The sequence below is a fragment of the Streptomyces sp. ISL-12 genome, from assembly GCF_018614415.1.
GTDB lineage: Bacteria > Actinomycetota > Actinomycetes > Streptomycetales > Streptomycetaceae > Streptomyces.
This window is the reverse complement of sequence record NZ_JAGGOO010000052.1, coordinates 1-24,027: the sequence shown is the minus strand read 5'-3', so window position 1 is coordinate 24,027 and position 24,027 is coordinate 1. Positions and strand designations below refer to the sequence as shown.

21 protein-coding genes and 1 pseudogene are annotated in these 24,027 nt (G+C 72.1%); 12 read left to right on the top strand and 10 right to left on the bottom strand.

Annotation, left to right across the window (positions count from 1 at the left end):
* Positions 1 to 114 precede the first annotated feature (114 nt).
* The 4 genes from J7I94_RS14765 to J7I94_RS14750 all read left to right on the top strand — a co-directional run bounded on the left by J7I94_RS14765 (position 115) and on the right by J7I94_RS14750 (position 4,927).
* On the top strand, positions 115 to 1,998 hold the full coding sequence (locus J7I94_RS14765) for an FUSC family protein (RefSeq protein ID WP_215167532.1): 1,884 nt from the start codon (positions 115 to 117) through the stop codon (positions 1,996 to 1,998).
* 394 nt (positions 1,999 to 2,392) lie between these two features.
* Positions 2,393 to 3,799 carry an amidohydrolase gene (locus J7I94_RS14760; RefSeq protein ID WP_215167531.1) on the top strand — a complete coding sequence of 469 codons (1,407 nt, stop codon included), beginning with the start codon at positions 2,393 to 2,395 and terminating at the stop codon, positions 3,797 to 3,799.
* A 97-nt stretch (positions 3,800 to 3,896) separates the two neighbouring features.
* A complete protein-coding gene (locus J7I94_RS14755; protein ID WP_215167530.1) occupies positions 3,897 to 4,586 on the top strand; it encodes a DUF899 domain-containing protein in 690 nt (229 codons plus the stop codon).
* Positions 4,587 to 4,741: 155 nt separating this feature from the next.
* On the top strand, positions 4,742 to 4,927 hold the full coding sequence (locus tag J7I94_RS14750; RefSeq protein WP_215167529.1) for a hypothetical protein: 186 nt from the start codon (positions 4,742 to 4,744) through the stop codon (positions 4,925 to 4,927).
* 29 nt (positions 4,928 to 4,956) lie between these two features.
* Here J7I94_RS14750 and J7I94_RS14745 read toward each other — a convergent pair whose 3' ends face one another.
* The 3 genes and pseudogenes from J7I94_RS14745 to J7I94_RS38350 all read right to left on the bottom strand — a co-directional run.
* Positions 4,957 to 7,035 carry an ABC transporter ATP-binding protein gene (locus J7I94_RS14745; protein WP_215167528.1) on the bottom strand — a complete coding sequence of 693 codons (2,079 nt, stop codon included), beginning with the start codon at positions 7,033 to 7,035 and terminating at the stop codon, positions 4,957 to 4,959.
* Between the two features lie 150 nt (positions 7,036 to 7,185).
* Positions 7,186 to 7,620: a hypothetical protein gene (locus J7I94_RS14740; RefSeq protein ID WP_215167527.1), complete on the bottom strand. Its 435-nt coding sequence runs from the start codon at positions 7,618 to 7,620 to the stop codon at positions 7,186 to 7,188.
* A 472-nt stretch (positions 7,621 to 8,092) separates the two neighbouring features.
* Positions 8,093 to 8,594 (bottom strand): annotated as a pseudogene (locus J7I94_RS38350) (ATP-binding protein); the annotation flags it as partial.
* 307 nt (positions 8,595 to 8,901) lie between these two features.
* Here J7I94_RS38350 and J7I94_RS14730 point away from each other — a divergent pair.
* The 3 genes from J7I94_RS14730 (at position 8,902) to J7I94_RS14720 (ending at position 10,990) form a co-directional block, all read left to right on the top strand.
* Positions 8,902 to 9,762, top strand: coding sequence for a helix-turn-helix transcriptional regulator (locus J7I94_RS14730; RefSeq protein ID WP_215167525.1), 861 nt, complete (start codon positions 8,902 to 8,904; stop codon positions 9,760 to 9,762).
* Positions 9,762 to 10,037, top strand: a complete 276-nt coding sequence (locus J7I94_RS14725; protein ID WP_215167524.1) for a DUF397 domain-containing protein — start codon at positions 9,762 to 9,764, stop codon at positions 10,035 to 10,037. The genes J7I94_RS14730 and J7I94_RS14725 overlap by 1 nt, the downstream gene beginning before the upstream one ends.
* A gap of 149 nt (positions 10,038 to 10,186) precedes the next feature.
* Complete coding sequence (locus tag J7I94_RS14720; RefSeq protein ID WP_215167523.1) at positions 10,187 to 10,990, top strand: SAM-dependent methyltransferase; 804 nt, start codon at positions 10,187 to 10,189, stop codon at positions 10,988 to 10,990.
* Positions 10,991 to 11,150: 160 nt separating this feature from the next.
* On the opposite strand, the gene J7I94_RS14715 is transcribed toward J7I94_RS14720, so the two are convergent.
* Entirely contained in the window at positions 11,151 to 12,641 is a 1,491-nt protein-coding gene (locus tag J7I94_RS14715; RefSeq protein WP_215167522.1) for a glutamate synthase subunit beta, read from the bottom strand.
* Between the two features lie 159 nt (positions 12,642 to 12,800).
* Positions 12,801 to 13,280, bottom strand: a complete 480-nt coding sequence (locus J7I94_RS14710) for a DUF1772 domain-containing protein (protein ID WP_215167521.1) — start codon at positions 13,278 to 13,280, stop codon at positions 12,801 to 12,803.
* Positions 13,281 to 13,471: 191 nt separating this feature from the next.
* On the opposite strand from J7I94_RS14710, the gene J7I94_RS14705 reads away from it, so the two are divergent.
* Positions 13,472 to 14,104 (top strand): uridine kinase, encoded by a 633-nt coding sequence (locus J7I94_RS14705; RefSeq protein WP_215167520.1) that lies wholly within the window; start codon positions 13,472 to 13,474, stop codon positions 14,102 to 14,104.
* A 98-nt stretch (positions 14,105 to 14,202) separates the two neighbouring features.
* Here J7I94_RS14705 and J7I94_RS14700 read toward each other — a convergent pair whose 3' ends face one another.
* Positions 14,203 to 15,330: a magnesium and cobalt transport protein CorA gene (locus J7I94_RS14700; protein ID WP_215167519.1), complete on the bottom strand. Its 1,128-nt coding sequence runs from the start codon at positions 15,328 to 15,330 to the stop codon at positions 14,203 to 14,205.
* Positions 15,331 to 15,545: 215 nt separating this feature from the next.
* On the opposite strand from J7I94_RS14700, the gene J7I94_RS14695 reads away from it, so the two are divergent.
* Positions 15,546 to 16,340, top strand: a complete 795-nt coding sequence (locus J7I94_RS14695; protein ID WP_215167518.1) for a methyltransferase domain-containing protein — start codon at positions 15,546 to 15,548, stop codon at positions 16,338 to 16,340.
* Between the two features lie 247 nt (positions 16,341 to 16,587).
* Here the strand turns inward: J7I94_RS14695 and J7I94_RS14690 are convergent, their stop codons facing one another.
* The gene (locus J7I94_RS14690; protein WP_308114575.1) at positions 16,588 to 17,568 is read right to left on the bottom strand and encodes a sugar kinase; all 981 of its coding nucleotides are present in this window, start codon (positions 17,566 to 17,568) and stop codon (positions 16,588 to 16,590) included.
* Positions 17,565 to 18,470 carry a pseudouridine-5'-phosphate glycosidase gene (locus tag J7I94_RS14685; protein ID WP_215167517.1) on the bottom strand — a complete coding sequence of 302 codons (906 nt, stop codon included), beginning with the start codon at positions 18,468 to 18,470 and terminating at the stop codon, positions 17,565 to 17,567. Before J7I94_RS14685 ends, J7I94_RS14690 begins: the two co-directional genes overlap by 4 nt.
* A gap of 102 nt (positions 18,471 to 18,572) precedes the next feature.
* On the opposite strand from J7I94_RS14685, the gene J7I94_RS14680 reads away from it, so the two are divergent.
* The gene (locus J7I94_RS14680; RefSeq protein WP_215167516.1) at positions 18,573 to 19,001 is read left to right on the top strand and encodes a VOC family protein; all 429 of its coding nucleotides are present in this window, start codon (positions 18,573 to 18,575) and stop codon (positions 18,999 to 19,001) included.
* Positions 19,002 to 19,078: 77 nt separating this feature from the next.
* Here J7I94_RS14680 and J7I94_RS14675 read toward each other — a convergent pair whose 3' ends face one another.
* Complete coding sequence (locus J7I94_RS14675; RefSeq protein ID WP_215167515.1) at positions 19,079 to 19,633, bottom strand: methylated-DNA--[protein]-cysteine S-methyltransferase; 555 nt, start codon at positions 19,631 to 19,633, stop codon at positions 19,079 to 19,081.
* A 72-nt stretch (positions 19,634 to 19,705) separates the two neighbouring features.
* Entirely contained in the window at positions 19,706 to 20,593 is an 888-nt protein-coding gene (locus tag J7I94_RS14670) for a glycerophosphodiester phosphodiesterase family protein (protein ID WP_215167514.1), read from the bottom strand.
* Positions 20,594 to 20,869: 276 nt separating this feature from the next.
* Between J7I94_RS14670 and J7I94_RS14665 the strand changes: the two genes are divergently transcribed.
* Together J7I94_RS14665 and uvrB are read left to right on the top strand one after the other, a co-directional pair.
* A complete protein-coding gene (locus J7I94_RS14665) occupies positions 20,870 to 21,751 on the top strand; it encodes an MHYT domain-containing protein (protein ID WP_215167513.1) in 882 nt (293 codons plus the stop codon).
* 40 nt (positions 21,752 to 21,791) lie between these two features.
* Positions 21,792 to 23,933, top strand: coding sequence for an excinuclease ABC subunit UvrB (gene uvrB / locus J7I94_RS14660; protein ID WP_215167512.1), 2,142 nt, complete (start codon positions 21,792 to 21,794; stop codon positions 23,931 to 23,933).
* Positions 23,934 to 24,027: the final 94 nt, after the last annotated feature.

The following is a 24,027-nucleotide window of genomic DNA, read 5'->3' as shown; positions in this document are numbered from 1 at the left end:
ACCGTTCGCTTCTCTGCACTCAGACGCTCTACGCTGGTGAGCGCATTCGGTTCAGCCCGGCCACCGTCGCCCGAAGGCTCACCCGCCCTCGACGAGACGACTGGAGGCCGTGCAGTGACCCGCCGCACCCCGGCCCTCGCGCTTCCGCCCTGGCTGGCGCACGCCCTGCGCGCCCAGCGCGGACCCGTGCCCTGGAGCGCCGTCGTGCGCGGGGCGCTCGCCGCCGGGCCGCTGCTGCTGGCCGCGCTGGCGGCGGGCCGGGCGTCCCTCGGGGTGGTCGCCGCCGTCGCCGCCATGCTGGCCGGGATCAACGACCGGCCGGGCAGCCGACGGGTCTCCGTCCGGCGGATCGGCGTACCGGCGCTCGCGGGGGCGGCCGGACTGTGCGCCGGCACGTACGCCGGGGACCATCTCGGCGCCGTCGCGCTGACCCTCGTACTGACCGTGCTCGGACTGGTCGCCGGGGGCTTCAGCGCCGTCGGGCCGGTGGCGTCCGGGGCGGCGACACAGTTGCTGGTCACGTCCGCGATCGGGGCCGGGATGCCGCTGCCCGATCCCGGCTGGCAGCGCGTCCTGGCGTTCCTCGCCGGAGCCGGCTGGCTGCTCGCGCTGCGGCTGGCCCTGCCCACGCCCGGGCCGCTGACCGGCGCGACGCCCCGCGACTTCCGTCTGGACTTCCGCTTCGACGGGGAACGCGCGGCCGTCGCAGGGGTCTACGACGCCGTCGCGGCGCTGCTCGACGCGGCCGGTACCCAGCACGCCGTCGCCCGCCGCGCCGCGCTCACCGCCGCCCTGGACCAGGCGCAGGACGCGTTCGCCGGGCCCCGGCTGCGCCGCTACGCCTCCTCCTCGGCCGAGCGCCGGCTGCACGCGCAGTACGCCGCCGCACTGCCGCTCGCCGAGGCCGCCACCGCGCTGGCCTGGGCGGGGGAGTCCGTACCCCGCCGGGCCAGTGAGGGGCCCCGGCGGCTCGCGGCGGCCGTACGCGCCGGAGCGCACACCGGTCCGTTGCCCGCCCCCACGCGCTCCGCGCCCGGCCTGCGCGCCCTCGACGACGCCCTGCTGCACGCCGCCGTCGCCTTCGACCGGGGACGCGGCGACGACCTGCACACCCGCAGGCGGTCACCCGGTTCCGTCCTGCGCACGGTGCTCGGCGCCGGCGGACGGGAGTACGGGCTGCGGGTCGGGCTCTGCTTCGGGGCCGGCGCGGCGGTCGCCCAGGCGCTGCACCACGCCCAGTGGTACGGGCTCCACCGGCACTGGTACTGGCTGCCCGCCACCGCCGTCTTCCTGGTCAAGCCCGACCTCGGCCCGCTGGTGTCCCGGGTGCTGTGCCGGGCCGCCGGCACGGTCCTCGGCGCGCTGGTCTTCGCCGCGGTGGCCGCCGTCCTGCCCCGGCCCGGCGGGCTCGTCGCGCTCGTCGCCCTCGCCGGGGCCCTGATCCCCGTGGCGACCCGGCACTTCGCCGCGCAGACCGCCGTGGTCACCGTCCTCGTGCTGGCCCTGGTCATGGTCGGCGGCGAGCCGCAGGCGTCCGCCGGGCGCATCGGCGAGACCCTGCTGGCCTGCGCGATCGTGCTGGTCGTCGGGCATCTGCCGATGCCGGGGCAGCGCGGCGGCGGGGTCCGCGCCCGGCTCACGGCGGCCGGTGACGCCGCGCACGCCTACCTCGCCCATGTGCTGAGCGAGCCCGACGACCGGGCCCGGCGCTGGACGCTGCGCCGGGAGGCGTACCGCACGCTCGCCGAGGCCCGCGCGGCGATCGCGCTGGCCGCCGCTGAGCTGCCCGCCCTCGCCCGCCACTCCCGGGGCGCCGACGAGATCGCCGCCACCCTGGAACGGCTCGCCGACACCACCACCGCCTGCGCCGTCCACCTCGACGACACGGGCCGGCTCACCCCGCGCCACCTCGCCCGGCTGGCCGAGCTGCGTGACGAACTGGCCGAACGGCGCGACCACGCCGGCGTGCGCCTGCCCGAGCTGCCGCTCACCGGCTGAGGCACCCGCGCTACCGCGGGGGGCGCTGTACGCCGGCTTCTTCGCGCCGGGCGTCGGCGTTCTTGCGCCGCGCGTCGGTTCATTGGCGTGCGTCGGTTCAGGTTCAGTGGCGCTGTGCGCCGCTTTCGCGCGCCCTCCAACAGCTCTCTCACGCCTCCAACAGCTCTGTCACGCCTACGGCAGCTCTGTCACGCCTCCAACAGCTCTGTCACGCCTACGGCAGCTCTGTCACGCCTACGGCAGCTCTCTCGCTCGTACCTCGGCTCCCTTGCCCGTACCTCAGCTTCCTTGCCCGTACTTCGGCCCCCTTGCCCGTACCTCGGCTCCCTCGCTCGCCCCGCACATCAGCTTCCCCGCGCCCTGCATCGGCCGCGTCCCGCCGTACGTTGGCCTCATGACGCATCACGCGCAGCCACAACCCGTGCAGCCCGTGCCGCCCGCACAGCCAGTGCGGCCCGCCGATCTCGTCATCACCGGATGCACCGTCCTCGTCCACGAGGGGGACGGCCCCGAGCACCTCGCGTTCAGGCCGGACGCCGGCATCGTCGTGCGGGACGGTGCCGTCGACTCCGTGACCACCGCGGCGGCGGCGTCCGCCCTGCCCGCCGTGGAACGCGTCGACGCGCGCGGTCAGGCAGCCCTCCCCGGGCTGATCAACTGCCACACCCACGCGCCCATGACCGTCCTGCGCGGCCTGGCCGAGGACCTGCCCACCGAGGAGTGGTTCAACGACGTCGTCTGGCCGGTGGAGTCCAACCTGACCGCACGCGACGTCGAACTGGGCGCCCGGCTCGCCTGCGCCGAGCTGATCCGGGCCGGGGTGACCTGCTTCGCGGACCACTACTTCGCCATGGACGCGGTCGCCGACGTCGTCGCCGAGTCCGGGATGCGGGCGCTGCTGGGCCAGGCGTACTTCTCCTCGCAGGGCCCCGAGGGACGGGAACGCTCCCTCGACTTCGCGCTGCGGCGCCGGGGTGGTGCGGACGGCCGGATCACCACCGCCCTCGCCCCGCACGCCCCCTACACCGTCACCGACTCCGACCTCGCCGCCACCGCCGAGCTGGCCCGCGCACACGGCCTGCCCGTCCATCTGCACGCCGCCGAGAACCGCGACCAGACCGAGACCAGCCTCGCCCGGCACGGCGCCACCCCCATCGAGATCCTGGAACGCACCGGCGTCCTCGGCACCGACGTGCTGATCGCGCACGGCACCGGCATCCTCGAACGCGACCTGCCGCTCCTGGCGCGCGCGGGCGGCCGCACGGCGGTGGCGACCGCGCCCCGCGGCTACCTCAGGTTCGCCTGGCCCACCACCACGCCGGTCCGCGCCCTGCGCGCCATCGGCGTGGACGTGGGACTCGCCACGGACGGCGCCGCCTCCAACAACTCCCTCGACGTGTGGGAGTCGATGGCGCTCACCGCCCTGATCCAGAAGCAGACCGAGGGCGACCCGCGCTGGCTGACCGCGCGCCAGGCCCTGCACCACGCCACGGACCAGAGCGCCCGCGCCGTCGGCCTGGGGGAGACGGTCGGGCGGATCGCACCGGGCCGGCGGGCCGATCTCGTCCTCGTCGACCTCACCGGACCGCACACCCAGCCGGTGCACGACCTGGCCGCCACCCTCGTGCACAGCGCCCGCTCCGGTGACGTGCGCACGACCATCGTCGACGGACGGGTGCTGATGCGGGACCGCGAACTGCTCACGCTCGACGTTCCGGCCGTGGTGCGGGAACTGGAGCGGAGGCTGCCCGAGCTGGTCGAACGGGGCCACGGCCGGCGCGTCCAGACGTACGACACCTGACGCTGCCGAGAACGCGGAAAGTTTTTTCGCGCGCCGCGATGAGTTCCGCCGCCGCCACCGGTCCACCCCTTGACGGACCGTTGCACAGGAGGAGCCCATGTCGCTTCCCGAGATCGTCTCCCGCCACGAATGGCGCGCGGCGCGCGAGGCGTTGCTGGCCAAGGAGAAAGCGGCCACCCGCGCGCGTGACGCGCTCAACGCCGAGCGGCGCGGGCTGCCCATGGTGGAGATCGACAAGGAGTACGTGTTCGAGGGCGGCGACGGAAAGGCCACGCTGCTCGACCTGTTCGAGGGGCGGCAGCAGCTCATCGTCTACCACTTCATGTTCGCCCCCGAGTGGGACGCCGGCTGCCGCAGCTGCTCGGCGTTCCTGGACCAGATCGGCCACCTGGCGCACCTGCGGGCCCGCGGCACCTCGTTCGCGGCGGTCTCCCGGGCGCCGTACCCCAAGATCCTCCCCTTCAAGGCGCGGATGGGCTGGACGTTGCCCTGGTACTCGTCGTACATCACCGACTTCAACGAGGACTTCGAGGTCACCCTCGAACACGAGGGCGAGCTGACCGAGCGTCCGGGCCTGAGCTGCTTCCTGCGGGAGCGTGACCGCGTCTTCCACACCTACTCGACGTACGAGCGCGGCCTCGACTGCCTCGGCTCGACCACCAGCCTGCTGGACCTGACCGCATTGGGGCGCCAAGAGGAGTGGGAGGAACCCGCGGGGCGCGCGTCGGCTCTGGGGGCGCCCATGGGCAGTGAGCGCCTGCGGTACCACGATGAGTACGAAGACTGACACGCACGGTGAGTGAGAGGCCCGAAAAGGCGTAATAGTGCTCACTCTTTGCGGTGAACGCGTGTCAGCTACGTCTCGATACCGTCACTCGACGAGGTGTTCACCCCATCGTTGGCGTTTAACTCTACGAGTGCAACGCCAGATGGAGGTGCGGGGTGAACGGGCGAACAGTGCTCGAACGCTTTCCGGCCGGTGGACCGCGGGGGTCCTGGCCGGCCGAGGAGTTCGCGGACGCGCGGCGTCAGGAGGGTCTGCCCGCCGAGGTCGTCATGGACCTCGCGACCGACATGTTCCTGGTGATCGTGCGGGGCGGCGAGGCAACCGGGGGCGCCGCGGCCTGAGCCGTGCGGTGCGCTGCCCGCTCGGCTGATCAGGCCGACTTGGGCGCGGGCACCGGAGCCTTCGGCGAGGTCTTCGCCGAAGCCGGCGTTGACGTCTGCGTTGATGTCGGCGTTGATGTCTTGGTCGAAGTCTTCGGCGGGGACTGCTTGGTGGTCTTGTTCAGGGAGTGCTTCCGGGTGGGCACCGGCGTCCGCGCGAACTGCTCGGCCTGGAGCGAGTACAGCTCGGCGTAGACCCCGCCGGTGGCGAGCAGTTCGTCGGGCGTTCCGGACTCCACGAGCCGACCCTGGTCCAGGACGTGCACCAGATCCGCGTGGCGCACGGACGCCAGCCGGTGCGTGATCAGGACGACCGTCTGGCCGCTGCCGGCCAGCGCCCGGATCTTCTCGAACACCTCCAGCTCGGCCCGCGCGTCCAGCGCCGCCGTCGGCTCGTCCACCACGAGGATGTGGCCCCTCCGGTACGCCGCCCGCGCGATCCCGAGCCGCTGCCACTGCCCGCCGGACAGCTCATGGCCGCCGGTGAAGTGCCGGGCGAGCAGGGTGTCCAGACCGCGCGGCAGGTCCGCGACCACCTCCCCGGCGCCGGCCTCGGCGACCGCGTCGGCCACCCGCCGCTCGTCCGGCGGCACGGTGGAGCGGCCCACGGCGACGTTCACCCGGGCGGTGAACGGCCACCGTTTGAAGTCCTGCGCCACCATCGCGATCCGTTCCGCCAGCTCCCGCCGGTCCGCCGCGGCGGCGTCCACCCCGTCCCACAGGACGCGTCCCCGCTCCGGGGTGTAGAGCCCGGCGAGCAGCTTGACCAGCGTGGTCTTGCCCGAACCGTTCTCGCCGACGAGCGCGATGATCCGGCCCAGCGGGAGAGTGAGCGACACATCGTCCAGGGCGGGGCGCGCGGAGTCGCCCGGGTAGCGGAACGTGACGTTCTCGAAGCGGATCTCGCGCGGGTCGGCGGGCAGCGCCGTGCCGCCCTCCGGGATCGTCCGCTTGGCCGCCTCCACGTGCAGCCGCTCCAGATCGCCGACGAACAGCGCCTCCTCGTGCAGCGCGTTCACCTCCACCACCAGGGTCTCCAGGCTCTGCGAGCCGGTGCGGATCGCGATCACCGCGGTGCCCGCCACCGACAGGGCCATCGCGCCGCCCAGCAGCAGCCCGCCGAGCGTCGCGTACGTCGCCGCCGTCGCCAGCCCCGTCCAGGCCGCCGCGATCAGACCGGTACGGGCCGCCAGCCCCGCCAGCCGGGCCTGCTCCGCCTCCGCCGTCTCCGACATCGCCCGGTAGTGCCGCAGCAGGAAAGCGCCCACCCCGTGCACCCGGATCTCGGGCGCCGCCTCGGGCTCGATGAGCAGCCCGGCGATCAGCCGGCCGGCGCGCACGTGCTGCACCCAGGCCTGGAAGGACTCGTACCGGCGCCGGGCGACCGTCAGCGCGCTCCAGGCGCTCGGCAGGGTCATGGTCACCAGCAGCGGCAACAGCGCCGGGTGCAGCACGGTCAGCACACCGGCCGCTGCCACCAGCGAGATCAGCGCGTTGATCACGCGCGCGCTGTACGCGATCATGCGGCGGGCGGAGACCGCGCCGTACTGGGCGGTGTCGAGCAGTTTGTGGAAGGCGTGGTCCTCGATGGCCGCCAGTTCGACCTCGGTCGCCCGCTCCAGGTACTGCTCCGTCGCCACCCGCTCCACCTTGGGCTCCAGCCGCCCCGTGGCGTACGTGGTGGCCGCCCGCAGCAACGCCGCCACCAGCATCATCGCGGCGACCGTGACCAGTGCGGGCAGGGCTTCGCGCAGCCGCTCCTCGATCGGTCCCGGCGCCATCAGCCGGCTCAGCACGCTGTTGACCGCCAGCAGGCTCACCGCCTGCGCCACGCCCCGTGCGGCCTCGGCCGCCAGCACGGTCCGCGCGGCCACCGGATCGGCCTGCCGGGCGAGCCGGAAACTGGCGGCCAGCAGGGACGGCAGGCGGGTCACCATGGACCGGAAACCCAGCTCCAGGAACGCGTCGGAGTGCTGGCTCCAGCCCGTGTCGTAGCGCAGGGGGCCGCCGAAGAGCAGCCGCTCCGACTCCGACACCCCGGCCGGTTCCGTCCCACGCTTCTTCCGCACCGTCGGCCTCCCCCGATCGACGATCGTGGACGGACGCCACTATGGCGGGGCGGCCCACGCGGGGACAGGGCGTGACCGGGGGACACCGGAGCGCGCGGGCGCACGACGGTTCCCGCGTGCGCCGCGGGGTCCGGCGCCACGGGCCCTCGGTCAGGCGGAGACCGGGCGGGACCAGGACGGTGTGGTGCCCGTCAGCCGGCACACCGCTAGGTAGAGGGGGATGGGCGGGGTGTACGGGACCTCGCCGTCCGGGCGGTAGAGCAGGCCGGGGACGTCGAGCAGGTCGGGCAGGACCGCGCCGGCGGCGTACTGCGCGGGCGCCGGCCACTCCATGGCGTAGTCGGAGTCGGAGGGGACGATCCACCACCAGTGCGCCTCGTCGGCGTAGACGCACCCCACGCGGGGCAGCCGGGGCAGTACCCGCTGGCCCAGCATCGGAGGGACCGCCACCGCGTCACAGCCCAGCGGGGCGCTCATGCCATCGGGTACGGGGAGGCGGTGCGGTGTCCGCGGCGCGTTCAGCCGGCGCTGGAGCCGGACCAGTGTGTCCAGGCCGCGTACCCGAGCACCCGATGCAGCCCTCACAGCCGTTCTCCCCCCGTTCCGTGCCGTGCCGTTCCGCGTCGTCCTGTTCCGTGCCGGTCCGTTCCGTGTCGTTCCGTTCCGTGGTGCCGTGTGCCGTGGGTCTTGTCGGCGGTGTCATCACCGCCCTCGTCATCGCCGGAACCCGCGCCGGGCGGGGCGGGCGGGCCGGGCTTGGGGCGGGCACCCCATCCCAGGTCGCCGCGCGGCTCGGGCGCGGCAAGGTGTCCGGGTGAACCGGACGGTTCGGGGGATCCGGAGGGGTCTCGGGGTCCGGAGTGTTCCCGGGGGCCGGAGGGGGCGCTGGGTTCCGAGTGTTCCCGGGGTCCAGAGGGGATGCGGGTTCCGGAGGGTTCCCGGGGTCCAGAGGGGATGCGGGTTCCGGAGGGTTCCCGGGGTCCAGAGGGGGTGCGGGTTCCGGAGGGTTCCCGGGGGTCGGCCGCGGGGTCCGGAGATTCCGCCGGTAGGGACGGTTCCGGTGGAACGTCGGCCGTGTGCGGCAGTTCGGCCCAGACCAGCAGCCCGGGACCGTGCTCCTGCGCGCCCCAGGCGTGGCACAGGGCATCGACCAGGAGCAGTCCTCTGCCGTGCTCGTCCTCGGGCTGCCGCCGGGACGACGGCTGCGGCTGGCCCGGCGCGCACCCCTCGTCCCGTACGGCTATGCGGACCAGGTCGGCGCGGTCGGACAGCTCGCACACTATGCGGCTGCTCGCCGTGTGCACGATGGCGTTGGTGACCAGCTCCGAGACGACCAGAGCCGCCGTGTCGCAGGTGTCCTCACACACCGACCAGCCGGTCAGCCGGGCGCGCGTCAGGCGTCTGGCCTGGGCGGGGGAACCCGGATGGGCGGCCAGTTCGAAGCGGAACCGGCGCTCGGCAGCCGGCCCGCAGGGGGCGGCTCCCGTGGCGGCGCCCGGGCCGTGGGGGCCCGAGGCGGCCTCTGTTCCTAAAGGCGCGGACGGAATCACGCTTGCCACTATCGCCCCGCCGGGAACACTTGGCAAGAGTCACTCTGAAAATTGCAGAGTGCTGTGTGACGTTCTGGACGGGCGTGGCACACTGCTCGCAACAGCACGTCGAGCGGCGCCACTTCAGATCCGGTCCGAGGTCTGACCGGACTCCGGAACGGGTCCGGGGAGGGCGCCGCCGGTCTGTCCGCGCGCGCTCGCGGCCTGCCCGGCACGCTCGGCGGACTTCAGTACAGCTCGATACGGGCTTGATACGGCCCGATACGGCTCGTACGGCTCGGCACATGACATAGGGACTCTTCGTGGAGGTGGAGCGGTGAGCGAACCGCGGTCCGCGCCGACCGTCGGTCAGGTCGTCCTCGGCCGACGCCTGCTGGACCTGCGGGAAAGCGCCGGGATGAAGCGCGAGGAAGCCGCGCGCATCCTCCGCGTCGCCCCCGCCACGGTCCGCCGTATGGAGATGGCCGAGGTCGCGCTGAAGATCCCGTACCTCCAGCTGCTCCTGAAGGCGTACGGCGTCTCCGAGGAGGAGGCCGACGCCTTCGTCCTGCTGGCCGAGGACGCCAACAAACCGGGGTGGTGGCAGCGCTTCCACGACATCCTGCCCGGCTGGTTCTCGATGTACGTCAGCCTGGAGGGCGCCGCGTCCCTCATCCGGTCCTACGAACCGCACTTCGTTCCCGGACTGCTCCAGACCGAGGCCTACGCGCGCGGGGTGCTGCAGTCGGGCGCCATCGGCCAGACCCGCCCCGACGACATCGAACGCCATGTCGATCTGCGGATGCGACGCCAGGAACTGCTCACCCGCGAGGACGCGCCCCGCCTGTGGGTCGTCATGGACGAGACCGTGCTGCGCCGCCCGGTCGGCGGCCCTGAGGTGATGCGGGACCAGGCCGACAGACTGCTCGACGCCGCGGAGTTGCCCAACGTGACCCTCCAGGTCGCCCCGTTCGCCAACGGGCCGCACCCCGGCACGTACGGGCCCTTCGTGCTCTTCCGATTCGCCGTGCCGGAACTCCCGGACATGGTGTACAGCGAGTACCTGACCGGCGCCGTCTACCTCGACGCGCGTGCCGAGGTGGCGACCCACCTCGAGGTCATGGACCGCATGGCGGCGCAGGCCGCTACGGCACATCGCACAAAAGAGATCCTCCGGGATCTCCGCAAGGAGCTGTAATGGATCGCATCACGTCCCAGCCCAGGTCACGGATACGCGGCCAGCGCATCTACAACGGCATGCCCGCGCGCGAGCTGGGCAGCGAGGGCTGGCACAAGCCGTGGAGCGGCGGCAACGGCGGCAACTGCCTGGAGGCGATGAAGCTCGCCGACGGGCGGATCGCCGTCCGCCAGTCCACCGACCCCGACGGACCCGCGCTGATCTACACGTCCGACGAGATGACGGCCTTCATCGAGGGAGCGAAGGCCGGAGAGGCGGACTTCCTGCTCTCCTGAACCTGCTCTTCTGAACCTTTGCGCACAGCTTGCCTCTAAGCCTCCCGTTCCACTTGATCGCTGACCTTGATCACCGACTTTGATCACTGACCTTGATCGCTGACCTTGATCGCTCACCGCCCACCCGGCTCAGCCCTCTGGAGTCCGTCATGACCGGACAGCAGCCCGTCGAGATCGACACGAGCAGACCTCACCCCGCACGTATGTACGACTGGTACCTCGGCGGCAAGGACAACTATCCCGTCGACGAGGAGATGGGCCGTCAGATGCTCACCCTCGACCCGCGGGTCCCGGTGATGGCGCGCGTCAACCGCGCGTTCATGCACCGGGCCACCCGCTGGCTGTCGCGCCAGGGCGTACGGCAGTTCCTGGACATCGGCACCGGCATACCGACCGAGCCCAACCTCCACCAGGTCGCCCAGGAGACCACGCCCGACGCCCGCGTCGTCTACTGCGACAACGATCCCATCGTGCTGGCGCACGCGGCGGCCCTGCTGCGTGGCACCCCCGAAGGGGCGACCGAGTACCTCCAGGCCGACGTCCGCGACCCGGACGCCATCCTGGACGGTGCCCGCAAGATACTGGACCTCGACCGTCCCGTCGCGCTGTCGCTCATCGCGCTGCTGCACTTCGTCTCGGACGAGGACGGCGCCCACGACCTGGTCCGCCGCCTGCTGGCGGCGCTGCCCTCCGGCAGCTACCTCGTGGTGACCCACGCGACCTCCGACTTCACCCCCGAGGAGTCGCGGGCGGCCACCGAGAAGCTCAAGGCCGCGGGGGTCACCCTGGCCCTGCGCTCCCGCGAGGAGTTCACCCGCCTCTTCGACGGCCTCGACCTCGTCGAACCGGGCGTCCAGGTGCCCCACCTGTGGCACCCCGAACTGGGCGAGCCGGTATCCGGCCAGGAGGACGGTGTGATTCCCGGGTACGGGGCGGTGGCACGCAAGCCCTGACCCGGGGCGCGGGCTGCTCCCCGTCCGGGAGGGGGGCGTGGGCTGCTCCCCGTCCAGGAGGGGGCGCGGACTGCTCCCCGTCCGGGGGGGGCGGGTTGCTCCCCGTCCCGGCCCCGTCGGGTCGGCGGTCGGTCGCGGAGCCGGGCGCGACGACTGTCGCTCAGGCCGTCATCGGTCGGTCGTACGGACCGATCGGTGCCGGCAGGGGCGAGGGCCGGCCGGTCAGGTGACGGTCGACGGCCGCCGCCACCGCCCGCCCCTCCGCGATCGCCCACACGATGAGCGACTGCCCGCGCGCGGCGTCCCCCGCGGCGAACACCCCGGGGACGTTGGTCTCGAACCCCGCGCCCCGCGCGAGCGTGCCGCGCGGTTCCAACTCCAGTCCCAACTGGCCGACCAGCCCGTCCGCACGGTCCGGCCCGGAGAAACCGAGGGCGAGCAGCACCAGATCGGCCGGGAGCGTCCGCTCGGCACCGGGCAGCGGGCGGCGCCCGGCGTTCACCCCGGTCAGGTGCAGCTCCCGCACATGCCCGTCCGCGTCCCCGGTGAGACGCAGCGTGGACGCCGCGAACAGCCGTGCGTCCGAGTCCGCCATCGGCGCGGAACGCAGGTCCCGTGCCTCCTCGTGCGCCGCCGACAGCCGGTACAGCCGCGGATACGTCGGCCACGGCTCCGCCTCCTCGTCGCGTTCCGTACCCGGCTGCGCGTAGATGTCCAGCTGGGTCACGGACGCGGCACCGTCCCGTACCGCCGTGCCCAGACAGTCCGCCCCCGTGTCACCCCCGCCGACGATGACGACGTGCTTCCCGGCGGCGGACAGCGGAGAGACCCCGAGATCCCCCTCGCACACCCGGTTGGCCAGCGGCAGATACTCCATCGCCTGATGCACTCCGGCCAACTCCCGCCCCGGCACCTCCAGTTCCCGCCACGCCGTCGCCCCCGTGGCGACCACCACGGCGTCGTACCTGGCCCACAACTCCTCCGCGGCGATGTCCCGCCCGACCGCCGTGGACGTACGGAACCTCGTCCCCTCCGCCCGCATCTGCTCGATCCGCCGCTCCAGATGCCGCTTCTCCATCTTGAACTCGGGGATGCCGTACCGCATCAGCCCCCCGATCCGGTCGTCCCTCTCGTACACGGCGACCGTGTGCCCCGCCCGGGTCAGCTGCTGTGCCGCCGCGAGACCCGTGGGCCCCGACCCGATCACCGCCACCGTCCTGCCCGACAACCGGTCCGGCGGGCACGGCGGCGTGAGGCCCTCCTCCCATGCCCGGTCGGCGATGGCGCACTCGACGTTCTTGATCGTGACGGCCGGCTGATTGATCGCCAGCACACACCCCGCCTCGCACGGCGCCGGGCACAACCGGCCCGTGAACTCCGGAAAGTTGTTGGTGGCGTGCAGCCGCTCACTCGCCGCCCGCCAGTCCTCCCGGGAGACCAGGTCGTTCCACTCGGGGATCAGGTTGCCCAGCGGACAGGCATGGTGGCAGAAGGGAATGCCGCAGTCCATGCAACGGCCGGCCTGCTTGCTGATGATCGGCAGCAGAGCCCCCGGGACATACACCTCGTCCCAGTCGCGCACCCGTTCCTCCACCGGCCTGCGGGGCCACTCCTGGCGGGGCGTGGTGATGAATCCCTTGGGGTCGGCCATGGCCGTCTTCCTTGTGTGAGCGGGGTCAGGCCGTGCGCGGGCGCCGCACTCTCCCTGTCACGATACGTCCGGCCGACCACCCCCGCAGGGCGGCCGCGACGGCACCTGATCGCCGGGCGTCCGCAGGGCCGGCATCGGGCTTCGGGCGCCGGGCGTCGCTCAGGTGAGGGCCGATATGTACGACACCGCCGCTCCGGCCGACGCCGCTGGACGGACGTGGTTCCACGCCGTCCACTCGCGTACGTACCTGGGCCAGTACGCGGTCGCCTCCGCGCTCTCCGGTTCCAGCCGGGCCAGCGCGTCGTTGCGGGGCACGTTGGCGACCATGGTGAGCCCGAACGAGCCGATCAGGTGCAGCCCGCTGCCCAGGAGCAGTTCCACGGTGCCCTCCTCCGGCCGGAGCACGAAGGTCACCACGGCGAGCACCGCGCACAGCAGCGCCGACCCGACGAAAAGGATCATGAACGGCGGCGTCACCGCGGCCACGTTGACCGCCTGCATCGCCGCCACGCCCCGCGCGGGCGGCAGCGCGGCCAGTCCGCGCATGACGAAGGCCGAGAAGCCGAAGAAGACGCCGGCCACCAGCCCTGTTCCCAGTACTCCCAGCACCGTCAGCACGAAGTACGGCCCCTCGATCATGTCCGCCCCCGCTCCTCGACGAATGTCATCCGTCCCCCCCCGTGACTTGTTCCCTCGTCTTCGCCACCCGAGCCATACCCGGGAGGCCGCCCCACCCAGCCCGTGTGCCGTGTGCCCGTGCCGTTCCTGTGCCTGAGCCTGTACGTGCGCCCGTGCCCTCGGCCTTTCCGGCCTGTCGCATCATGGGTGCTGTGGGATGGGAAGCGATCACCTGGGACCGGCTCGGCGGCCTGCTCGCCGAGCGTCTGCTCGACCTGAAACCGGCCGACGACGGTCCCTGGTGCCGCGTCGCCATCGACGGCGCCCCCGCGGCCCGCCCCGGTGACCTCGCCGAGCGGGTCGCCGAGGCGCTCCGCCCTCTCGGGCGGCCCTCTCTGGTCGTCGGCACGGACGGCTTCCTGCGCCCCGCCTCTCTGCGGCTCGAACACGGCCGCCAGGACGCCGACTCGTACTACGACGGCTGGTACGACACCCGCGCTCTGTGGCGCGAGGTCTTCGGCCCCCTCGAGCCGGGCGGCGACGGGCGGATCCTGCCCGACCTCTGGGACCCGGTCACCGACCGCGCCACCCGCAGACCCTACGTCCACCTCCCGTCCGGCGGGATCCTGCTGCTGCACGGTCCCTTCCTGCTGCGCCACTGGTTCCCCATCGACCTGAGCGTCCACCTTCTCCTCACCCCCGGCGCACTGCGCCGCCGTACCGCCGAGGCCGAGCGATGGACGCTGCCCGCCTTCGAACGCTACGAACACGAGACCGACCCTTCCGGTGCCGCGGACATCCTGGTCCGTGCCGACGACCCGCGTCACCCCGCCTGGAACGGGTAGTGCGTCCGGAGCGCACGGATCAGCAGATCTGCCGCGCGCGGGACCGGAGCGGGTTGTTCGAAGCCGGCCGTGCGAAGCCGGTCGTTCGCAGCGCGTCGTCAAAGCCAGTCGTTCCGCCGGAACCCCCGGTACAGCGTCAGACAGGCGACGGCGATCACGCCCAGGACCAAGCCGTAGCCGTACCGCCATCGCAGTTCCGGCATGTGGTCGAAGTTCATGCCGTACATGCCGCAGACCATGGTCGGCACGGCGACGATCGCCGCCCAGGCCGTGATCTTCCGCATGTCCGCGTTCTGCGCGACCGTGACCTGCGCGAGGTGCGCCTGGAGGATGGAGTTGAGCAGTTCGTCGAAGGCGGCTATCTGCTCCGTGGCCCGCAGCAGGTGGTCGGAGACGTCACGGAAGTAGGCCTGTATCTCCGGGTCCACCACCCGGATCGGCCGGGTGGCCAGTTCCTCCAGCGGCCGGCCGAGTGGTACCACCGCCCGCTTCAGCTCCAGGAGCTCGCGTTTGAGCTGGTAGATCCGCCCGGGGTCGAGCCGTGCGCCGTCCTCCGCGAACACGGCCGTCTCGACATGGTCGACATCCGCCTGCACCGCGTCGATGGCGGTGAGGAAGTCGTCGACGACATGGTCCGCGACCGCGTGCAGCACAGCCGAGGGTCCCTTGGCGAGCTGCCGGGGATCGGACTCCAGCTCCTCGCGCAGCGGCCCCAGTGAACCGTGCCGTCCGTGCCGCACGGTCACCACGAAGTCCTGGCCGGTGAAGACCATGATCTCGCCGGTGTTCACCACCTCGCTGGTGGCCGTCAGTTCCTCGTGCTCGACGTAACAGACCGTTTTGAAGACCGCGAAGAGCGTCTCCCCGTACCGCTCCAGCTTCGGACGCTGGTGGGCCTCGACGGCGTCCTCGACCGCCAGCGGATGCAGATCGAAGAGTTCCGCGATGTCCGCGAACTCCTCGTCCGTCGGCTCGTGCAGCCCGAGCCAGACGAAACCGTCCCCACGCTTGCGTACCCGCTCCACCGCGTCCACCAGACCGACAGCCCCGGGCACGCGGTTCCCGTCCCGGTACGTCACGCAGTTGACCACCGAAGAGCCCAGCGGGGAGCGCGCGGGATGGCTGAGGTCGACGCGCGGACGCCGGCGGGCGAGCCGCGCCACGCGGCGGAGGTGTCCGCCCTTGCCGAGGCTCGTGACCTTCCGCAGATTCCCTGCCATGGACATACGGATCTCCTCGCGTACTTCCCCGTGCGCCGTGCTTCCCGCGCCTGCCGCGCCAGTCTGCCAGGCCGGCGCGGACCTCGGACGGGCCTGTGGAAAGGGGAGATTCCGCTTGGTTCCCGGCTGTGGACAACCGGTCGTACCCGGATGCGGACAGCCCGGTTCCGTTCGGAGCGTCGGCCCCTTCCGACAAGCCGGGCAACTGGGATGATCGCCCCATGACGCGAACCGACGGATATCTCCTCGACAACCGGCAGACCGAGGCGGCGGAGCGTTTCGATGCCTTCGCCACCCTCTTCGATCCCACGACGTTCCGGCACCTCACCGCCATGGGCATCGGACCGGGCTGGCGCTGCTGGGAGGTCGGAGCCGGCGGCACCTCCGTGGTCTCGTGGCTGGCCAAGAAGGTGGGCCCCACGGGACGGATCGTCGCGACCGACATCGACACCTCGCGTCTCGCCCCGGCCGCCCGGCCGCCGGTCGAGGTGCGGGTGCACGACGTGGGCGCACAGGACCCGCCGGGCGAGAGCTTCGACCTGGTGCACGCAAGGCTCGTACTCGTTCATGTACCGGAGCGGGAACGGGCGTTGCGGTCCATGGTCAGGTCCCTGCGCCCCGGCGGACGCCTCCTGGTGGAGGACGCCGACCCCGCGCTCCAGCCGCTGCTGTGCCCCGACGAGTACGGGCCCGAGCAGCAACTGGCGAACCAGCTGCGGCACGCCTTCCGCAAGTTGCTGGCCCGTCGTGGCGCCGACCTGTCCTACGGCCGGCAACTGCCGCGGCTGCTGCGGGAGGCCGGTCTGCGCCGGGTCGAGGCGGACGCGCACTTCCCGGTGACCTCACCCGCCTGTGCCGCCCTGGAGTCCGCCACGATCCGCCAGGTCCGCGACCAACTGGTCACCGCCGGCCTCGCCACGGACCAGGACATCGACCGGCATCTCGCCAACGTCGCCTCGGGGTCCATGGATCTGGCCACGGCCCCCATGATCTCGGCATGGGGGCGCAAGGCGTAGCCGGGTGGCGCGGAGGCCCGGGCACACTGCCGGGCTGCCGACGTGCAGGGTCCGCCTGAACGTTGCTCGGCCTCCGCTCCGGTTCCTGTCCCTCGGCGGAGGTGAGACTGCTGTCACCCTGACAGGTGGGTGCAACCGCCGTGACGGGCGGTGAAGACAGTCACCGTGACGTGCCGGGGCGGTCGCCGTGCGGGACGCCGGAAGCTGTCGCCGTAGCGAGGCCGGACCTCATGGCGACGCCCGTACGTCAGCCGCCGTGGGCCGGGGGCCGGATACAGGCGGGCCGACCGCCCACCCGTTCAACCGCCTCCGCCCCCGCCCGGCACCCCCGCGCCGCCGCCTCCGCCGGACCCGCCCCCGACAGCAGGGCCGCGAGGAACGCCCCGGTGAAGGCGTCACCCGCGCCCGTCGCGTCCCGGGGCGTCGCCGGTACGGCGGGCACCCGGGCGCACACGGCACCGCCGCGCGCCACCACCGCACCGTCCGCTCCCAGCTTGGCGACCACAAGCGGCACCCGACGGCTCAACTCGACCGCCGCGCCGGCCCCTGCGTCGGCCGCCGCGCCGACCACCGCGTCGGCCGCCGAGTCGTCCGTCCGGAACAGCCCCGTCAGCAGACACGCCTCGTCATGACTCGGCAGGAGTACATCCACTCCCTGAACGAGGGAGAAGAACCGGTCGGCACCCAGTTCCGCGAGGAAGCCGGCCGACGCGGGATCCAGACTCACCGGCACCCCACGCGCGCGTGCCGCTTCCAGCGCGACCGCCACCAGCGCGCGGCTCGGCGCGGAGAACAGCAGGTAACCCGACAGATGCAGATGCCCGACACCGTCGAGCAGCGCGTCCGACCAGTCGCCGGGCGCGAGCCGGAGCGACGCCCCGCTGTCCGTCAGGAACGTCCGCTCGGCCGAGGCACCCGCGTCGACCAGGCAGACGACCGTCCCCGTCGGCGCCTCCTCGTCCACCACCAGACGGGGCCGTACCCCGGCCGCCACCAGCTCCCGCTCGTGCCAGACCGCCGCGTCCGCACCGACCCGCCCGAACAGCCGTACGTCCTCGCAGCCCTCGTGAACGGCCCAGCAGGCCACGTTGGCGCCCGCGCCGCCGGGCAGCCGGCGGATCGAGGCGGCCGTGTCCGTACCGACGGCCAGCGGCCCACGGGGGCGGACGACGATGTCCGTGATCACGTCCCCGATCACCAGCAGCGTGCCGTCCGGCCCCGCCGTCACGCCCCGGTCCAGGCCGCCGCCACCCGTGCCGCCAGCCGCACGTTGCCGCGCACCGCCGCCAGGTTGGCGGTCAGCGAGGCACCGTCCGTGTGCCGCACCAGGTGGTCGAGGAGGAACGGGGTGACCGCCTGTCCGGTGACGCCCTCTTCCGCGCACGCGCGCAGCGCGTCGGCGAGCACCCGCGCGTGCACCTCGGGATCGAGCTGCTCCTCCTCGGGCACCGGATTGGCGACGATCAGCGCCGACTCCGGCGTCCCGAGCGCGTCCTGCGCCCGCATCACCGACGCCACCTCCTGCGGCGTACGCAACGTCCAGTCCACCGGATGCCCCGAGTCGGAGAGGTAGAAGCCGGGGAACCGGTCCGTGCCGTACCCGGCCACCGCGACCCCCAAGGTCTCCAGCCGCTGGAGCGTCGCCGGCACGTCCAGGATCGACTTCACCCCCGCGCAGACCACGGTGATACGGGTGCGCGCCAGCAGGCCCAGGTCGGCCGACTCGTCCTGCGTCGCCGTCCACTCCCGGTGCACCCCGCCCAGCCCACCGGTGGCGAAGACCCGGATGCCCGCCCCCGCCGCCAGCGACGCGGTCGCCGAGACCGTGGTCGCCCCGCTCGCCCCGGCCGCCACCGCGAGCGGCAGGTCGCGGTGGCCGAGTTTGCGGATACCGTCCTCGTTGGCGATCCGTTCCAGCTGCTCCTTCCCGAGCCCGACGCGGGGTTGTCCGTCCAGCACGGCGATCGTGGCCGGAACGGCCCCTTCCTGCCGTACCGCCTCCTCCAGCTCCCGCGCCACCTGGAGATTGCGCGGACGCGGCAGCCCGTGCGCGATGATCGTGGACTCCAGGGCCACCACGGGCCGACGCGAGTCGACCGCCTCCCGCACCTCTTCCGACACCACCAGCACCACAGGTACGCCTCCTGTCCGTCGGCTCTCCCTCATCTCTGGCGGGCACGGCGCCGGGCCAAACCCTTGCGGCCCCCGGGTCCCGGCACCAGGCTGGTGACCATGACGGACAACACGGCACGCCTCGACCACGTCGTCCTCTGGGTGCGCGACCCGCTCACCTCGGTCGGCTTCTACGAGAAGACGCTGGGCATGGAGCCCTTGCGGGTCACCGAGTTCGCGGCGGGAACGGTGCCGTTCCCCTCCGTACGCCTCAACGAGGAGACGATCTTCGACCTCATGCCGCTCACCATGGCCCCGCGGATGACGATGCTGCCCGATGCCGCCGACAGCTCGGGCCATCCGGTCAACCACGTCTGCCTGTCCCTGCCGGAAGGCGACTTCGACGCGCTGCGCGGCCGTCTGGAGGACCAGGGCGCCCCGGTATCGGACTTTTCATACGATTCCTACGGAGCCCGGGGCATGGCCAGGCGCAGCTTCTACTTCACCGACCCGGACGGGAACATCTTCGAGGCGCGGTACTACGTCTGACCCGAGGGCCACGTGACCCGAGGGCGGCGCCTGCCGGGTCACCGGATCCGCACGGACCGCATCCGGCAGCCGAGCTGTCAGAACAGTGGCTCGGGCAGGACTCCCTCCAGCGCGAGCAGCTTCCTCTTGGTCTCCAGACCGCCCCCGAACCCCCCGATGCCGCCGTCGCTCCCCACGACCCGGTGGCAGGGCACGACGACCGGCAGCGGATTGGCGCCCATCGCCATGCCCACGGCCTGGGCCGCGCCCGGCTGGCCCACCCGGCCGGCGAGCTTGCCGTAACCGACGACCGTTCCGTAGGGGACCCCGGACGCCAGCTCCCGCAGCACCTCCCGGTTGAACCCGGATATCAGCGACCAGTCCAGGGGCAGGTCGAAGGCGTGCCGGTCACCGGAGAAGTACGCCCCCAACTGCTCCGCCGCCTCCGTCAGCAGCGGGGTGCCGGGTGCCTCCACCGGCTCGCCGCCCAGCCGCGCCGCGAGCCGGTCCAGCGCCCGGTCGCGGACCGGCCCGGCGGCGTGGAACACGACGTTGACCAGGCCCTCGCCGGTCGCGGCGAGCAGCAGCGGACCGATGCCGGTACCGACGACGGTCCACGCCACCCGCTGCACGTACTGCCCCTGGCTGTCCATGCGCACCACCGTACGGCCCACCACTGACAACGCCCCGCGGAACCGGCAGTCCTCCTCCCGGTACGGGCGAGGTCACCCGGTTCCCGGCACACCCCCGCGCGTCGCGTCCCGGACCACGTCGGGCCGGTTGGTGATGATGCCGTCGACTCCGTACCCGGCCGTCCGCCGGGCGTCGTCCGCGTCGTCGACCGTCCAGGCGAAGACCTCCAGCGGCCTGCCGTGCGGCCCCTCGAACGCTTGGACCGAGGACACGTAGACCGGCGAGAGCGAGCCGTAGGAGGGATTGATCTGGTCGGTGAACTCGGCGTACGCGGGCAGGTCGGACACGGGCGGCGTGCCCAGGAACCCGGTCTTGACGGCCGGCTTCAGCTCATGGACGGTCCGCACACTGTCCGCGCTGAAGCTCTGCACGACCAGCCGGCCGACGACGTGCCGCCGGTCCAGCCAGCCCTCGTTGCCGAGGACCTTGAGCGTCTCCCGCTCGATGCCGGGGTACAGCTCAGGATTCTTGATCTCCAGCAGCAGCTTCTGGTGGTGGTGCTCGACACGGTCGACATACTCCTCCAGCGTCGGCACGCGCGCGCCCGTGTAGGCGGCGCCGAACCAGCTTCCGGCGTCCAGGCGCGCGATCTCGGCGGCCGTGAAGTCCTTCACCTTCCAGGGCGCCCGGTCGGGGAAGACCTCCTCGGCGTCGGTGGTGCGACGCAGGCTGTCGTCGTGGAGGACGACGAGTTCGCCGTCCTTCGTGCGCTGGACGTCGTTCTCCACCCAGTCGATGCCCAGTTCGGCCGCCTTGTCGACGGCGGCCAGGGTGTTCTCCGGCGCGTAGGCGGAAGCGCCCCGGTGGGCGACGACCACCGGCCCCGGCCCGCTGCGGGACCCCTGGGCCCAGGAGGCGGGCGCCAGCAGGGCCGCTCCCAGGAGCGCGGTGGTCGTGACGGCAACAGCGCGCGCGTGCATGCGTACTCCTCGCGTCGAATGATCACGAACAGCACCACTGTGACAGCGGACCGTCAACGGCGGAGGAGTGCAGAATGGCCACAGGCTGAATGGAGTTGCTCAACTGTGCTCACGGGGGCGGCACAACTGGGGCAAGGCCGTGATTCTTTGCCGGAGAATCGTTCGACCATTCCGGTGGCGGTCATACTTCTCTGGACCCGGACCGCCCGTGCGGTCCTGGGAGGGGGACGTACTCCGGGGGAGCCAGGGCGTAAGAGGGCGGAAGGACAGCCGCGCATGCAAGGCACGGTCGACGGATTCAGTTACGGACTCGTCACACCGCTGGTGGCCTACCTGATGGCCTGCCTCGGCGGGGCCCTCGGCCTGCGCTGCACCACCAGGTCCATGCTGGTCGCCCAGTCGTGGCGGCCCGGATGGCTGGCACTGGGCTCGGCGGCGATCGGCTCCGGCATCTGGACCATGCACTTCATCGCGATGATGGGGTTCAGGGTCGAGGGCACACCGATCCGCTACGACATGCCGATGACGTTCGCGAGCCTGGCCGTCGCCATTGTGATGGTGGGCATCGGCATCTTCATCGTCGGCCACCGGGACGCCGGCGGAACGGCCCTGTTCACCGGCGGCACGATCACCGGTCTGGGCATCGCGTCGATGCACTACCTGGGCATGGCCGGCATGCGCCTCGACGGGGACCTGGAGTACAACACCGTCACCGTCGCCATGTCCGTCGTCATAGCGATGGCCGCCGCCACCGCGGCCCTGTGGGCGGCGGGGCAGGTCCGCGGCCTCCTGTGGAGCGTCGGCGCCAGTCTGATCATGGGGCTCGCGGTCGCCGGCATGCACTACACGGGCATGGCCGCGCTCGACGTCCATGTGCACGACACGGCCGGACCCGTCACGGGCGACTCGCCTGCCGCCCTCCTCGCGCCCATGCTGATCGGCCCGCTCGCCTTCCTCCTCCTCGCGGGCGTGGTTGTGATGTTCGACCCGCTCATGGTGGTGGGCGAACCCGCCCGGCGCCCGGTCGACCACAAGCCCGGCATCCCCGCGCACCCCGCCGGCCCCGGCCCGGCCCGCCACCCCGCGGCCCGCCACCCCGCCCTCCGCTACCGCCGTCCGCTGGCCCACCGGCGCTCCCGGACCCCGCAGAACCGCTGATCCGGGCCCATTGTCAGTGGGGGGTCGTACGGTGGATGGCATGCGGCCCGTTTCCCACATCGAACGCACGGTGGCGCCCTTCGAGGTCGTCAGCCCCTACCAGCCGAGCGGCGACCAGCCGGCGGCCATCGCCGATCTCGCCCGGCGCGTCGAAGCCGGCGAGAAGGACGTCGTCCTGCTCGGCGCCACCGGCACCGGCAAGTCCGCCACCACCGCGTGGATGATCGAGAAGCTCCAGCGGCCCACGCTGGTGATGGCACCGAACAAGACCCTGGCCGCCCAGCTGGCGAACGAGTTCCGCGAGCTGCTGCCCAACAACGCCGTCGAGTACTTCGTCTCGTACTACGACTACTACCAGCCCGAGGCGTACGTCCCCCAGTCGGACACCTACATCGAGAAGGACTCCTCGATCAACGAGGAGGTCGAGCGGCTGCGCCACTCCGCGACCAACTCGCTGCTCACCCGCCGCGACGTCGTCGTGGTCGCCTCGGTCTCCTGCATCTACGGCCTGGGTACGCCCCAGGAGTACGTCGACCGCATGGTCCCGCTCCGCGTCGGCGACGAGTTCGACCGGGACGAGCTGCTGCGCCGCTTCGTGGACATCCAGTACACGCGCAACGACATGGCCTTCACCCGGGGCACCTTCCGGGTCCGCGGCGACACCATCGAGATCTTCCCGGTCTACGAGGAGCTGGCCGTCCGGATCGAGATGTTCGGCGACGAGATCGAGGCGCTGTCCACGCTCCACCCGCTCACCGGCGAGATCATCAGCGACGACCAGCAGCTCTACGTCTTCCCGGCCTCCCACTACGTCGCGGGCCCCGAGCGGCTGGAGCGCGCGGTCAACGACATCGAGAAGGAGCTGGGCGAGCGCCTGGCCGAGCTGGAGCAGCAGGGCAAGCTCCTGGAGGCCCAGCGCCTGCGCATGCGCACCACGTACGACATCGAGATGCTCCGCCAGATCGGCTCCTGCTCCGGCGTCGAGAACTACTCGATGCACTTCGACGGCCGTTCGCCCGGCTCCCCGCCCAACACCCTGCTCGACTACTTCCCGGACGACTTCCTGCTGGTCATCGACGAGTCGCACGTCACCGTGCCGCAGATCGGTGCCATGTACGAGGGCGACGCCTCCCGTAAGCGCACCCTCGTCGACCACGGTTTCCGGTTGCCCTCCGCGCTCGACAACCGCCCGCTGAAGTGGGAGGAGTTCCAGGAGCGCATCGGACAGGCGGTCTACCTGTCGGCCACCCCCGGGCAGTACGAGCTGTCCCGCTCGGACGGCGTCGTCGAGCAGATCATTCGTCCGACCGGCCTCGTCGACCCGGAGGTCGTCGTCAAGCCCACCGAGGGCCAGATCGACGACCTGGTGCACGAGATCCGCACCCGCACCGAGAAGGACGAGCGCGTCCTGGTCACCACGCTCACCAAGAAGATGGCCGAGGACCTCACCGACTACTTCCTGGAGCTGGGCATCCAGGTGCGCTACCTGCACAGCGACGTCGACACTCTGCGCCGCGTCGAGCTGCTGCGTGAGCTGCGCGCCGGCGAGTACGACGTGCTGGTCGGCATCAACCTCCTGCGTGAGGGCCTCGACCTGCCCGAGGTCTCCCTGGTGGCGATCCTCGACGCCGACAAGGAGGGCTTTCTGCGTTCCGGCACCTCCCTGATCCAGACCATCGGCCGCGCGGCGCGCAACGTCTCCGGCCAGGTCCACATGTACGCCGACAAGATCACCCCGGCGATGGAGAAGGCCATCGACGAGACCAATCGCCGCAGGGAGAAGCAGGTCGCTTACAACAAGGCGAAGGGGATCGATCCCCAGCCGCTGCGCAAGAAGATCAACGACATCGTGGCGCAGATCGCCCGCGAGGACGTCGACACCGAGCAGCTGCTCGGATCGGGGTACCGCGGCCAGTCCAAGGACGGAAAGGGTGCCAAGGCCCCCGTCCCCGCCCTCGGCGGGAAAGCCGCAGGCGGCGCCAAGTCCGGCAGGAAGAAGTCGGGGGAGACGGCGCCGACCGATCGTCCCGCGGCCGAGCTCGCGGAGCAGATCGAGGAGATGACCGCCCGGATGCGGGCCGCCGCGGCGGAGCTCCAGTTCGAGATCGCGGCCCGGCTGCGCGACGAGGTCTCCGAGATGAAGAAGGAACTGCGTCAGATGAAGGAGGCAGGCCTGGCCTGACGGCCGGCCGGCCGGACGGCCGGACACGCACTGCGCTGCAAGACCGTCCCGGTCCGCTGTGACACGCGCTGCTGTGCCTGACCCCGGTGGCCGA